The 13,132-nt window shown below is 65.2% G+C and carries 9 protein-coding genes; 4 read left to right on the forward strand and 5 right to left on the reverse strand.

All coding sequences use genetic code 11. The features are described from left to right. Window positions 1–142: 142 nt before the first annotated feature. Window positions 143–598 (reverse strand): cytochrome c, encoded by a 456-nt coding sequence (locus Q0907_RS16665; RefSeq protein ID WP_299346921.1) that lies wholly within the window; start codon window positions 596–598, stop codon window positions 143–145. 7 nt (window positions 599–605) lie between these two features. Beyond that, on the reverse strand, window positions 606–992 hold the full coding sequence (locus tag Q0907_RS16670; protein WP_299347051.1) for a cytochrome c: 387 nt from the start codon (window positions 990–992) through the stop codon (window positions 606–608). A gap of 366 nt (window positions 993–1,358) precedes the next feature. Here Q0907_RS16670 and Q0907_RS16675 point away from each other — a divergent pair, with 366 nt between their 5' ends. The 4 genes from Q0907_RS16675 (at window position 1,359) to Q0907_RS16690 (ending at window position 10,053) form a co-directional block, all read left to right on the forward strand. Then, on the forward strand, window positions 1,359–2,501 hold the full coding sequence (locus tag Q0907_RS16675) for an efflux RND transporter periplasmic adaptor subunit (RefSeq protein WP_299346923.1): 1,143 nt from the start codon (window positions 1,359–1,361) through the stop codon (window positions 2,499–2,501). Further along, window positions 2,498–5,962 carry an efflux RND transporter permease subunit gene (locus Q0907_RS16680; protein ID WP_299346925.1) on the forward strand — a complete coding sequence of 1,155 codons (3,465 nt, stop codon included), beginning with the start codon at window positions 2,498–2,500 and terminating at the stop codon, window positions 5,960–5,962. Before Q0907_RS16675 ends, Q0907_RS16680 begins: the two co-directional genes overlap by 4 nt. 5 nt (window positions 5,963–5,967) lie before the next feature. Then, the gene (locus tag Q0907_RS16685; protein ID WP_299346927.1) at window positions 5,968–9,054 is read left to right on the forward strand and encodes an efflux RND transporter permease subunit; all 3,087 of its coding nucleotides are present in this window, start codon (window positions 5,968–5,970) and stop codon (window positions 9,052–9,054) included. An 852-nt stretch (window positions 9,055–9,906) separates the two neighbouring features. Further along, window positions 9,907–10,053, forward strand: a complete 147-nt coding sequence (locus tag Q0907_RS16690; protein WP_299346929.1) for a hypothetical protein — start codon at window positions 9,907–9,909, stop codon at window positions 10,051–10,053. A gap of 386 nt (window positions 10,054–10,439) precedes the next feature. Here the strand turns inward: Q0907_RS16690 and Q0907_RS16695 are convergent, their stop codons facing one another. Genes Q0907_RS16695 through Q0907_RS16705 form a run of 3 tightly spaced genes read right to left on the reverse strand, consistent with a single transcriptional unit; the run spans window position 10,440 to window position 13,101 of the window. Next, window positions 10,440–11,672 (reverse strand): TraB/GumN family protein, encoded by a 1,233-nt coding sequence (locus tag Q0907_RS16695; protein WP_299346930.1) that lies wholly within the window; start codon window positions 11,670–11,672, stop codon window positions 10,440–10,442. A 4-nt stretch (window positions 11,673–11,676) separates the two neighbouring features. Continuing rightward, the gene (locus Q0907_RS16700; RefSeq protein WP_299346931.1) at window positions 11,677–12,207 is read right to left on the reverse strand and encodes a GNAT family N-acetyltransferase; all 531 of its coding nucleotides are present in this window, start codon (window positions 12,205–12,207) and stop codon (window positions 11,677–11,679) included. Between the two features lie 9 nt (window positions 12,208–12,216). Continuing rightward, window positions 12,217–13,101, reverse strand: coding sequence for a carbon-nitrogen hydrolase (locus tag Q0907_RS16705; protein ID WP_296282356.1), 885 nt, complete (start codon window positions 13,099–13,101; stop codon window positions 12,217–12,219). Window positions 13,102–13,132: the final 31 nt, after the last annotated feature.

Genomic DNA, 13,132 nt, shown 5'->3' on the forward strand with positions numbered 1-13,132 from the left:
CGCCCCAGGAAGCGAGGTCAGTTGCGATGAAGCATTTGGAAGGGTCGTCGCGCGCGACTTTGCCCCCGAGGACACCTGCCGTCCCCACAAACGAAAACGGAGCCCAAGGGCGCCGTTCTCGCGTACCCGATGCGGGAAAGACTTACTCGTGGACGCGGTGCAGATCGCGCAGCTGCGAGGGGCGCGAACCGAAGTAGGCCGCCAGGTCGGAGATGTCCTGGTCGCTCAGGTTGGCGGCCTGGGGCGACATCAGGGCGTGCTGGCGATCGCCGCCCCGGTACGCCTGCAGCGCATGCGCCAGGTAGTCGCCGTACTGGCCGCCCAGCTTGGGATAGGTGTCGTCGATCGGCGCATTGCCGTCCGCGCCGTGGCAGTCGATGCAGCTCTGCCCGGTGGCCTTGCCCTTGGCCTTGGCCAGTTCCTCGCCCTTGGCGATATGCCCCTTCGGCAGGCCTGCCGACGAACTGGAACCGTGTTCGCCACTGGCGTGGCCCGGGTTTTCGGCCGAAGCCTCGGTGCTTTCCTTCGAGCAAGCCACCAGGGTGAGGGCCGCGAACAGGACGATGGCTAGACGCTGGGCGTGCTTGGCGTTGGGCATGGTGGGATTACTTGACGGTGGAAAGGAAAGCGGCGATGTCGGCGATGTCCTGGTCGGAGAAGCTCTGCGCCTGGGCCTGCATCGTGGGGTGCTTGCGGTTGCCGGTACGGTATTCGGTCAGCGCATTGGCCAGGTACTCCGCCGACTGGCCACCGATCTTCGGCACCTTGAAGCTCGGGTATGCGTTCTTGTAGCCGACGATGCCGTGGCAGCCCTGACAGGTGTAGGTCAGGGTGCGGCCGGTGTCGGCGTTGCCGACCAGCGGCTTGGGCGCAGCGACCGGCGCGGCGGCTTCGGCGACCGGCGGAGTGACCGGCGTTTCCTGTTGGGCGGTCAGGGCGGCCAGCGGAAGGGCGGCCAAGGCAAGGCAAGCAGCGAGCGGCAGCAGTCGCATCATTCTCGTGAAACTCTCAGGTTGCGCGCGCCACGTACCACCGCGGCGCTTGGCTGAACGCAAGTATAGCCTGCGACAGAATGTCACGCACAGGCGCGCCAGGATGCGCCGTGTTCCCTCCTGCGCGGCGCGCGTGCGTACTCAGGGCGTTTCGCACGCGACGGCCGCGATGGGATACAAAGACGCGCCGGTGTCCGGCATGTCGCATCTCCGACGAAGCAACCCGCCATTGCATCCTGGCTCGAGCACCATCGCCCCGGGCACGAACGCCGACGCAAGTCACCATGACCTTCGGCGCATGGAAGTCGTTCAGGGGTGATATACCTTGATACAACACCACCACAACACCACCACGGTACCGCCTCCATGTCCCGACCCCGCCCCCATTCCGGCCGTTCGTACCTGCGCCTGGCACTGATTCCCGTCCTGTGCAGCCTGCTGGTCCTGTCCGCCTGCAAGGGAGGCGGCCCGACGCCCGAAGCCCAGGCCAAGAACGGAGAGGAAAAGAAGGAGTCGGAGGCCGTCCCGGTCGAAGTGGCTAAGGCCACCCGGCGCGCGGTGGCTGCCAGCTATAGCGGCACCACCACGCTGGAAGCGCTGGGCGAGTCCCAGGTCGTTGCCAAGACATCCGGCGTCGCGCTGGCCGTGCTGGTCGAGGAAGGGCAGGTTGTCCGCGCCGGCCAGGCCTTGGTGCGGCTGGACCCTGATCGTCCGCGCCTGCAGGTCGCCCAGGCCGCAGCGCAGATGCACAAGCTGGAGAACAACTACAGGCGCGCCCAGCAGCTGGTCGAACAGCGGATGATCAGCGCCAACGACGTGGACCAGATCAAATACGACCTGGAGAACGCGCGCGCCGTTTACCGCGCCGCGTCGCTGGAACTGTCCTACACCACGATCACCGCGCCGATCTCCGGCGTCGTTGCCTCGCGTTCAATCAAGTCCGGCAACTTCGTGCAGATCAACTCGCCGATCATCCGCATCGTCGACGCCTCGCGGCTGGAAGCCACCTTGAACGTGCCCGAGCGCGAGATCGCCAAGCTCAAGCCCGGGCAGGCCGTCGGGCTGGCGGTGGATGCCTTGCCGGGCAAGCAGTTCTCCGGCACGGTGGATCGCGTCGCCCCCGTGGTCGACAACGGAACAGGTACGTTCCGCGTGGTGGCCTCGTTCCCCGGCAACGGCGAATTGCAGCCCGGCATGTTCAGTCGCCTCGACATCAACTACGACCAGCGTGCCGACGCGTTGGTGGTGCCGCGCACCGCGCTGCTGGAAGACGGTGGCGAGCCTGCCGTGTATGTGGTCCGTGATGGCAAGGCCCAGCGCACCGTGCTGAAGCTGGGGTACAACGATGCCGGTTGGGTCGAAGTGCGCGAAGGGCTGAAGCCCGGCGATCAGGTTGTGATCGCGGGCAAGGCCGCGTTGCGCGAAGGCAGCGCCGTGCAGGTGATCGGGCAGGACAAGAAGGCCGCCACGGTGGCCAAGGCGCCGGCCGCAGAGGCGAGCAAGCAATGAGTGCGCACGGACCTTCGTCCGGCGGTGGCTTCGACCTGATCGAGTTCTCCACGCGCCGCCGCGTCACCATCGCGATGATGACGCTCACCCTGGTGCTGTTCGGCCTGATATCGCTGTCCAGCCTGAAGGTCGAGCTGCTGCCGGACCTGAGCTATCCGACGCTGACGGTGCGCACCGACTATGAGGGTGCGGCACCTGCGGAAGTGGAAACGCTGATTTCGCAACCGGCGGAAGAGGCCCTGGGCATCGTCAAGGGTCTGCGCAAGCTCAAGTCGATCTCGCGCACCGGGCAGAGCGACGTGGTGCTCGAGTTCGCATGGGGCACCGACATGCAACAGGCCGGCCTGGACGTGCGCGACAAGATGGAAACGCTGCAACTGCCGCTGGAGGCCAAGGCCCCGGTGCTGCTGCGTTTCAATCCGTCCACCCAGCCGATCATGCGCCTCGCGCTATCGTCGAAGCAGGAGGCCGGCAACGACGCCGACGCGATCCGCCGACTGATGGAGCTGCGTCGTTACGCCGACGAGGACCTCAAGCGCAAGCTCGAACCCGTTGCAGGCGTCGCCGCCGTCAAGGTCGGCGGTGGCCTGGAAGACGAAATCCAGGTCGACATCGACCAGCGCAAGCTGGCGCAGTTGGGCCTGTCACTGGATGCCGTGATCCAGCGCCTGCAGCAGGAAAACGTGAACCTCTCCGGCGGTCGCCTGGAGGAGGGTTCGCAGCGCTATCTTGTGCGAACTGTCAACCAGTTCGCCACGGTCGAACAGATGCGGGAAATGTTGTTGACCACCGCGGCAGGTGCTTCGTCCAGCAGCTCGACCGGCACCAACCAGCAACTGATGACGGCGATCCTGGGCAGCAGCGATCCGAATGTGATCGCCGCGCTGCGCAGCGACACCAGCGGCGGCGCGCCCAGCGTGCGCCTGAAGGATGTGGCCGACGTGCGCCAGGGTTACAAGGAGCGCGAAGCGGTGATCCGCAGCGCCGGCCACGAGGCGGTGGAGCTGGCGATCTACAAGGAAGGCGACGCCAACACCGTGTCGACCGCCGATGCGCTGGAACAGCGCCTAGAAATCATCCGCAAGGAGATGCCCAAAGACATCGAGATGACGGCCGTGGAGGACCAGTCGGTCTTCATCCGCCACGCCATCAAGGACGTCAAGGTCGATGCGGTGATCGGTGGCCTGTTGTCGATCCTGATCATCTTCCTGTTCTTGCGTGATGGCTGGAGCACCTTCGTCATCTCGCTGTCGCTGCCGATCTCGATCATCGCCACGTTCTTCTTCATGGGCCAGCTGGGCCTGAGCTTGAACGTCATGTCGCTGGGCGGCCTGGCATTGGCCACGGGCCTGGTCGTCGACGATTCTATCGTCGTGCTGGAGTCCATCGCCAAGGCCCGCGAACGAGGCATGGGCATTCTGGAAGCGGCGATCAAGGGCACGCGTGAAGTGTTCATGGCGGTGGTGGCATCGACACTGACCACGATCGCGGTTTTCCTGCCGCTGGTGTTCGTCGAAGGCATCGCCGGCCAGCTGTTCCGCGACCAGGCGCTGACGGTGTCGATTGCCATCGCGGTGTCACTGGTGGTGTCGATGACGCTGATCCCGATGCTGAGCGCGCTGAAGGGCCGTCCGCCGCTGGAGTTTCCGGCCGAAGCGCCGCGCGAGCCGTGGCGTCCCGAGAGCCGCTGGAAGAAGCCGGCGGCCTACGCGGGGCGCGGCATCGGTGCACTGTTCCGTTATGGTTTTTTCTCGCTGGTGTGGCTGGTGGTGCGGATCTTCCGTGGCCTCGCTGCGGTGATCGGACCGGTGATGCGCAAGGCAAGCGACCTGGCGATGGCGCCGTATGGCCGGGCCGAAGCGGGTTACCTGCGGATCCTGCCGGCTGCGTTGAAGCGACCCGTCCCGGTGCTGGGCGGCGCGGCGCTGGCGTTCGCGCTGACCCTGGCGGCACTACCGCTGCTGGGCGTGGACCTGATCCCGCAGCTGGCGCAGGACCGTTTCGAGATGACCGCCAAGCTGCCGCCCGGCACGCCGCTCGCGCAGACCGACGCCCTGGTGCGCGAGGTGCAGCGTGCGCATGCAGGTGAGGATGGCGTGCGCCTTCTGTACGGCGTGTCGGGCACCGGCACGCGGCTGGACGCCAGCCCCACCGAAAGCGGCGAAAACATCGGCAAGCTGTCGGTGGTGATGACCGACAACGCGCGCGAGCAGGGTCTGATCGAAAGCCTGCGCGCGACCATGAAGCAGTGGCCGGAGGCCCAGGTCGACTTCGCCCGCCCGGAGCTGTTCGCTTTGGCTGCCCCGCTGGAGATCGAGATCGAGGGCAACAACCTGGAATCGATCCGCGTTGCAGGCAATCGCCTGGCCGAGCTGCTGCGGCAGAGCCCGCACTACGCCGACGTGAAATCGACGGTGGAGCAGGGCTTTCCGGAAATCCAGATCGTGTTCGACCAGGACCGGGCGGCTGCGCTGGGCCTGACCACGCGACAGATCGCCGATGCCGTGGTCAACAAGGTGCGCGGCAATGTCGCCACGCGCTACAGCTTCCGCGACCGCAAGATCGACGTGCTGGTGCGCGTGCAGGAATCCGAGCGCGCCTCGGTCGACGATATCCGCCGCCTCATCGTCAATCCCAGCGGCAACAAGCCGGTGGAACTGATCTCGGTGGCCGACGTCGTCGCCACCACCGGTCCGAGCGAGATCCACCGCGCCGACCAGCGTCGCGTGGCCATCGTGTCGGCCAACCTGCGCGATATCGACCTGGGCAAGGCCATCACGGAAGTGCGGAACATGGTGGCGGAAAACCCGCTGGGCACGGACGTGGGCATGCGCATGGGTGGGCAGGGCGAGGAGCTGGGCGAGTCGATCAAGTCGCTGCTGTTCGCGTTCGGTCTGGCGATCTTCCTGGTCTACCTGGTCATGGCGTCGCAGTTCGAATCGCTGCTGCATCCGTTCGTCATCCTGTTCACCATCCCGCTCGCGCTCGTCGGCGCGGTGGCAGCGCTGCTGCTGTCCCGTTCGCCGGTGTCGGTGGTGGTATTCATCGGCCTGATCCTGCTGGTCGGCCTGGTTGTGAAGAACGCCATCATCCTGATCGACAAGGTCAACCAGCTGCGCGAAGAGGGCGTGGCCAAGCGTGTCGCGTTGGTGGAGGGTGCGCGCTCGCGCCTCCGCCCGATCATGATGACCACCCTGTGCGCGGTGTTCGGCTTCCTGCCGCTGGCGCTCGCCTTCGGCCAGGGTGCCGAGGTGCGCTCGCCGATGGCGATCACGGTGATCGGTGGCCTGCTGGTGTCCACGCTGCTGACGCTGCTGGTGATCCCGGTGGTGTACGACCTGCTGGACCGCAAGCCGGATGAGTTCTACGCCGAACGCGGTCGTCGCGCGCGACTGGTCGCTGCGCAGGCCGAGCAGCTGATCGCGCACGAAGACGATCCGCTGGGCGGCGTCAAGGGCTGATCCGGATGAACATCACCGAGCTGTCCATCCGCCGTCCCGTCACCACCATCATGCTGTTCGTGTCGATGGTGGTGATCGGCCTGATCGCCTCGTTCCGGTTGCCACTGGAGGCCGAGCCGGAAGCCACCATTCCATTCTTCTTCGTTTCGTTGCCGTATCCCGGATCGACCCCGGAAGAGGTCGAGCGCAATCTGCTGCGCCCGGTGGAGGAAGCCATTGCCACGATGCCGGGCATCAAGACGATGAACTCGCGCGCCAATGCCGAAGGCGGCCAGATCCAGGTCGAGTTCAGCGATTGGGATCGGGACATCGCGATGGCCGCCTCCGAGGCGCGCGAACGCATCGATGCGGTGCGGGACGAGTTGCCGGATGATTTCCGCCGCTATTACGTGCAGCGCTGGAGCACCAGCGACCAGGAGGCGATCAGCCTTCGCCTCAGTAGCCAGGAAGACCTGACGGCCCGCGCCGACATGCTGGAGCGCAGCATCAAGCAGCATCTGGAGCGGTTGCCGGGTGTGGCGCGCGTCGAGGTCGAGGGCGTGGCAAGGCAGGAAGTGCTGGTCGCGCTGGACAAGGACCGCATCAGTGCTCACGGGGTCGCGCTCAACGAGCTGGTCAGCAAGTTGCAAGCGGCCAACTTCTCCGTTTCCGCCGGTCAGATCACCGAAGATGGCCGCCGCCTGCGCGTGCAGCCGCGCGGCGAATTGCTCGAACTGCAGGCGTTGCGTGACCTGCCTATCGATGGCCGCGGAACGCGCCTGTCCGATATCGCCGATGTCAGCCTGCAACCTCAGCGCATGAGCTACGTGCGCAAGATGGAGGGCAAGCCCAGCGTGGGTGTGGACATCTACAAGGAACGTTCGGCGAACCTCGTGGACCTGTCGAGGACGGTGGGCAAGGAGGTGGAGGCGCTGCGTCAGGACCCGGCGATGCACGGGGTCGACATCGAGGTCGCCTGGGATTCCGGCAAGGCGGTGACCAGTTCGCTGCTGGCGCTGGCGGAAGCGGGGGCGATCGGCCTGGTGTTGTCGGTGATCGTGCTGTACGCCTTCCTGCGCCACTGGCCGTCGACGCTGATGGTGTCCATGGCCATCCCGATCTGCTTCATCATGACCCTGGGCTTCATGTACTTCACCGGCATCAGCCTGAACATCATCTCGATGATGGGCCTGCTGCTTGCGGTCGGCATGCTGGTCGACAACGCCGTCGTGGTGGTTGAGAGCATCTACCAGGAGCGTGAGAAGTTCCCAAACCAGCCCGAGGTCGCTTCGATCATCGGCACCCGCCACGTGGCCATCGCGCTGTCGGCGGGCACCCTGTGCCACTGCGTGGTGTTCCTGCCGATGATGTTCGGCGAGAAGAACATCATCACGATCTACCTGTCGCAGCTGGCGGTCACTATCTCGGTATCGCTCCTTGCCTCGTGGCTGGTGGCGGTGAGCCTGATCCCGATGCTGTCGGCACGGATGAAGACGCCGCCTGCAGTGAAGTCGCCGCTGATCAGCCGCCTGCAGGACCGCTATGCGCGCGTCCTGCGCTGGACGCTGGTGAACCGCGGCTGGAGTGTCGCGGGCATCCTGCTGATCTCGGCGATAAGTGTATTCCCGATGATGAACACCACCGGCGGTGGCGATGAGAACGATCCGGACGAGATCAACATCTTCTACCAGTGGAAGGGATCCTATTCAAAGGAGGAGATGGGCAAGGAAGTGCAGCGCGTCGAAGATTTCGTCAACGCCAATCGCAAGGCGTTCCACATCAAGCGGGTGTACAGCCGATATTCCGAGCAGGGCTGGGCGCAGACGCGGCTCTACCTGGACATCGATGACCGCGAGGTCAGCAAGAAGATCGAAGAGGAAGTCCGAAAGGGTCTTCCGCAATCGGCGAGGGCCAAGCTCGGCATTGGCTGGCCGGGTGGCATGGGCAGCGAAGGCCAGGGTATACGCTTCAGCCTGATCGGCGACTCCAGCCAGACCCTGCAAGAGCTGGCCGAGGACATCATGCCGATCCTCGCGCGCGATCCGAAGCTGCGCGACGTGCGGGTGGATGTCGGCGACGCCAACTCCGAACTGGCGGTGCAGGTGAATCGCGAGCGTGCGGCGTCCTACGGCTTCAGCGCACAACAGGTGGCGCAGTTCGTCGGCATGGCATTGCGCGGCTCATCGCTGCGCGATTTCCATCGCGACGACGTGGAAATCCCGGTCAACGTGCGCTTCGCCGGGTCGGATCACTACGGCATCGAGGATCTGTCCTCGTTCATGGTGCGCAGCGCCTCGGGCCAGGAAGTCCCCCTGCTGGCGATGGTCGACGTCAACGTCACCCCCGCTGCAACGTCCATCCAGCGCCTGAACCGGCAGACCATGTTGCGGATCGAGGCGGGACTGGCCAAGGATGTGTCGATGGAGGACGCGCGCAAGTCCGTGGAAGCCACGCTGGACGGCATGGAGTTCCCGCCGGGGTATGGCTACACGTTCAATGGCGCCGGATTCAACATCAACTTCGACGGCATGGACCAGATGATGACCGCCATCATGATCGCGCTGGTGTTGATGCTGGTGATCATGGCGGCGGTGTTCGAGTCGCTGCTGTTCCCGGTCGCCATCATGTCCTGCGTGCTGTTCTCGATCTTCGGCGTGTACTGGCTGTTCTGGTTGACGGGAACGGAGATGAACATCATGGCCGTGATCGGCATCCTGGTGCTGATGGGCGTGGTGGTGAACAACGGCATCGTGATGATCGAGCACATCAACAACCTCCGGCGACGCGGTGTGGCGCGGACGGATGCGCTGGTAGAGGGCAGTCGCGAACGCCTGCGCCCGATCATGATGACCATGGGCACCGCGATCCTGGCGATGATTCCGATCGCGCTGAACACGCAGACGGCCGACGGCATGCCGCCTTACCACCCGATGGCGCGCGCCATCGCCGGTGGCCTGGCGTTCTCCACCGTGGTCAGCCTGCTGTTCCTGCCGACCATCTACGCACTGCTGGATGACCTGCGGAGCGCGACAGCCCGTTCGATCAAGCGCGCCCGCGACCGCGGAGGCGTGTCGCCTGCGGTGGCAAGCGACCCCCGTCTGCACGAAGACTGACGCTGATTGCATAAGAGAGGCCGGGCAAAGCTGGGCTTCTCTCCTTTGGCTCGGACTGCGGAGTAGGACTCGGTCGTCCAACTTGCCCAGCATCCGCAGCCGCCGATTGCCGTGCCCAGCTGATCGCAAAGAAGTTCAGTGGCACGCGCAGCACGCGATTCCACCAACCACGCATCGTTCGCACTCCGTTGCGCAGCGTCATGAAGCCAGGTCACGTGGGTTTGCGAAGCGTCGCTTGCACGAAGGCCCTCAGCGCACCGAGACAGGCGCCGGATGCAGGCGAGTGAGCGGACGCGAAATGAGCGGGAAGCAGATGCCGAGGATGCAAGCACCGCCAATCGCGCCTAGTACGCTGGTAGTCAGCGCCGATTGTGACAGCCGGTCGAAGCCGGCATCGTTTCAGCGGGGGGCGTCATTCTCTTCCCTCAAGTGAAGGGTCAGGCAGGGAAGGCGGTCCGCACAGAACAGCGCGAGCATGCGGTAGATCGCCGTGGTGCTGGTTCGGTTGCTGGTGGCGATTTGGCGTAGCGCAGATGCCAAGTAGTAGTCGCGCTCGGCGATGAAGGCCTGGCAACACAGCGGACTTCGGTCGCGGATTCGCTGAAGCTGGAATCCATCATGTCGCTCTGAGGCCAAGCCCATTCGCCGATGGCGCCAGTGATCGCGAGAGGTTTAGCGTTCTCGAGGATGGTCAAGCAGGCGTAAGAGGGTAGGTGGCGGATCGATCGCCATGCCGCCCAAATGCAGTGGCTTCGAGCGAGCGGCATATGGCTTGATTCACTCGTGGGGCATCATTAGAGTGCTAGGGCCGCTGATTGTGGTGGCGGTCGCCAAGAACGAAAAGGACATCGAATGCGTAAGATCAAGACCCGTTATGTGGCTTTTGTCGCGGTACTGCTGTGCGTGATGAGCGGTACGGCGGTGGCAGAGGAACGCAGTGAAATACTCGAAAAGATCTGCGACGCGGCACCTGCGTTTTGTGAGTTGTGGGGACTGTAAGAGTCCTTGTTGATTGGCGCATGGAGTCCTGATCCGGCTTCATGCGTCTTTGGCTGGAACACTCATGCCATTGGGTGTGCCTGGCGCGAAACGATCCATGTTGCACGCGACACGTGCCCACCGCGGGATTCGGCGTGGACACGTAGGTCGCGGTCTGACACGCGTATTGACTGTCTCATTCCCGAGCGAGGACCAGAAATTCTCTCGCTCTCAAGCTTATTACGCGCCCTGACGGCCACAACGAGCCAGCGGACGATTGCATCCTGTTGATCGCATGATGCGGATCTGCCGGGGGATGTGTTTCGCGGCGAAGATGGCGGGACCGCGCGTCGGATGATGCGCAAGAGTCGGGCATTGCACCCCCTTTTTTCTGCCTGAGGCTGCGATCAGCCGACCAGCTTGCCCAGCATCCGCAGTCCCCCCGTCCACACGCCGATGGCCGTCCCGAGGCTGGTCAGGAAGAAGTTCAGCAGCACGCGGGCCACGCGGTTCTTCCACCAGCCGCGCATCGTCTGTACATCGTCGCGCAACGCCATGAAGTCCGCGTACGTCGGCTTGCGCAGCGTGGCCTCCACGAAGGCGCTGACCGTGCCCGAGGCGAGCGCCGGATGCAGCGGGGTCAGGGGAGAGGAAATGAACGCGGCGAGGATGCTCAGCGGATGGCCGCCCGCGATCGCGCAGCCGATGGCACCCAGCACGCCGGTGGCCAGCACCCATTGCAGCAGCAGGTCGGAGCCGACGTCGACGCCGCCCTGCCAGAAACCCCAGGCGAAGCCGCCCACGAGGAATACGCCGATCACCACTTCCATCCACGGGAAGCGCGACTTGGCTTTCACGATCTCCAGCGATCGCCGGGTCTCGGCGGGATCCGCGGTGTCCTCCTGCAGATGTCGGGTCAGGCCGGGCAGGTGGCCCGCACCGACCACCGCGAGCACGCGGTAGGGTGACGGGGTGCCGGCCGGCTTGCTGGTCGCCACCTGGCGCAGGGCGGCCGCCATGTACTGGTCGCGCTCGGCGATGATGGCCTGGTAAAGCTGCGGGCTCTCCGCTGCGAATTCGCCGAAGCTGGACTCCATCATGTCGCCCTGCTTGAGCTTCTCGATTTCGTCGTCGCCGACTTCCTCGTCGCCGAACATGCTGGCCAGGATGCCGGCACCTACCTTGGTCCGCTGCCACCAGCCCAGGGACTGCAGGGCGCGCTTGAAGGTCAGTCCGACCTCGCGGTCGATCAGATGCACCGGCAGTCCGAGCGCCTGCGCATCCAGCGCGCCGGCCTTCAGTTCTTCTCCGGGCTCGACGTCCAACTGTTCGGCGAGGCGCCGCTGGTAGGCGGCCAGTGCCAGGTTGGCGGCGAACAGGTGTGTCTTGCCTTCGCGGATCACCTTGACCAGGTCCAGCCTGGCGAGCGTATCCGGGTCAGTGAGCGACTGCAGGCGGCCAGGATCCAGTTCCACGGCCACGCTGTCGTACTCGCCGCTGGCGACGGCCGCGCGCACGGCGTCTACGCTGGCGCGCGAGACGTGGGCGGTACCCAGCAGGGTGTAGTGCACGCCGTCGCGTTCGACGATCTCGTGGGGCTGGCCGTGCAGCGGGGCGACGGCGGCAAGGGGTTCGGTCATCGTGTCATTCGTCTTGCGGAGGCGTGGCGGTGCCATCGCCGAGGGTGCGTTGCATCTGCACGGTGTCCAGCCAGCGGTCGTGTTTCCAGGCGATGCCGCGGAACACACCCACCAGGACGAAGCCGAATTTCTCGTGCAAACGGATGGACGCGGTGTTGGTGGGTTCGCCGATCACCGCGATCATCTGGCGATAACCACGTGCCTCGCAGGCGTGGATCAGTGCCTGCATCAACGCAGCGCCGATGCCCTGGCCCTGTCGGCCCGGGACCACGTAGACCGAGTTCTCGACGGTCTTGCGATAGCCCGTGCGGGCGCGATAGCTGCTGGCGTAGGCGTAACCGACGAACTCTCCGTCCAGCTCGGCCACCAGGTACGGATAGCCGGCGTCGAGCACGCTCCGCATGCGGCGCGCCATTTCATCGGCGTCGGGCGCGTCGTACTCGTAGGTATTGACGTGATGGCGGACTTCGTCCGCATACAGGGCGGTGATGGTCGGCACGTCGGCCGGCGTGGCGTCACGGACGATCAGCGGCACGTGCTGCCCTCAGTCGATATAGCGCTTGAGCAGGTCGCCGTACGCATCGATGCGACGGTCACGCAGGAACGGCCAGATGCGGCGCACGTGTTCGCTGCGCTGCAGGTCGACCTCGGCCATGAGGACGGTCGCGTCGCCCCCCGCTTCCGCAATGAACTCGCCCTGCGGACCGAGCACGTGGCTGTTACCCCAGAACTGGATGCCGGACGCACCCATGGGAGAAGGCTCATGGCCGACGCGGTTGCAGCTCAGCACCGGAAGACCGTTCGCGACGGCATGGCCGCGGTGGCTCAACACCCATGCGTCGCGCTGGCGATCCTTCTCCGCCTGCTCGTCGTCCGGGTCCCAACCGATCGCGGTGGGATACAGCAACAGGTCGGCGCCGGCCAGCGCCATCAGGCGCGCGGCTTCCGGATACCACTGGTCCCAGCACACCAGCACGCCGAGGCGGCCGACCGACGTGTCGATCGGCGTGAAACCCATATCGCCCGGCGTGAAGTAGAACTTCTCGTAGAAACCCGGATCGTCCGGGATGTGCATCTTGCGGTACTTGCCGGCGATGCTGCCGTCCTTTTCGTAGACGACGGCGGTGTTGTGGTACAGACCGGCGGCGCGGCGTTCGAACAGCGACGACACCAGCACCACGCCATGCTGCTTCGCCAGTGCGCCGAGGCGCTCGGTGCTCGGGCCGGGAATCGGCTCGGCCAGGTCGAATTCGTGGACCGATTCGTGCTGGCAGAAGTACGCACCGTTATGCAGCTCCTGCAGCAGGACCAGCCGCGCACCACGCCGGGCCGCCTCGGCGACGCGCGCCTCGATCACCGCCAGGTTGGCGTCGGCATCGCCGTGGTTCTCTTCCTGGATCAGGGCAACGGGCAGGGTGGTGCGGCTCATCGTGAGGACAGGGCGGATGCGGGGGAGGCCG

Source organism: uncultured Pseudoxanthomonas sp. (assembly GCF_947498795.1).
Lineage (GTDB): Bacteria > Pseudomonadota > Gammaproteobacteria > Xanthomonadales > Xanthomonadaceae > Pseudoxanthomonas_A.

Bases quoted from the DNA above. Each gene is read 5' to 3' on its own strand.
- Q0907_RS16685 (WP_299346927.1), top strand. From the start codon at position 5,968: ATGAACATCACCGAGCTGTCCATCCGCCGTCCCGTCACCACCATCATG.
- Q0907_RS16675 (WP_299346923.1), top strand. From the start codon at position 1,359: ATGTCCCGACCCCGCCCCCATTCCGGCCGTTCGTACCTGCGCCTGGCA.
- Q0907_RS16670 (WP_299347051.1), bottom strand. From the start codon at position 992: ATGCGACTGCTGCCGCTCGCTGCTTGCCTTGCCTTGGCCGCCCTTCCG.
- Q0907_RS16690 (WP_299346929.1), top strand. From the start codon at position 9,907: ATGCGTAAGATCAAGACCCGTTATGTGGCTTTTGTCGCGGTACTGCTG.
- Q0907_RS16665 (WP_299346921.1), bottom strand. From the start codon at position 598: ATGCCCAACGCCAAGCACGCCCAGCGTCTAGCCATCGTCCTGTTCGCG.
- Q0907_RS16705 (WP_296282356.1), bottom strand. From the start codon at position 13,101: ATGAGCCGCACCACCCTGCCCGTTGCCCTGATCCAGGAAGAGAACCAC.
- Q0907_RS16680 (WP_299346925.1), top strand. From the start codon at position 2,498: ATGAGTGCGCACGGACCTTCGTCCGGCGGTGGCTTCGACCTGATCGAG.
- Q0907_RS16695 (WP_299346930.1), bottom strand. From the start codon at position 11,672: ATGACCGAACCCCTTGCCGCCGTCGCCCCGCTGCACGGCCAGCCCCAC.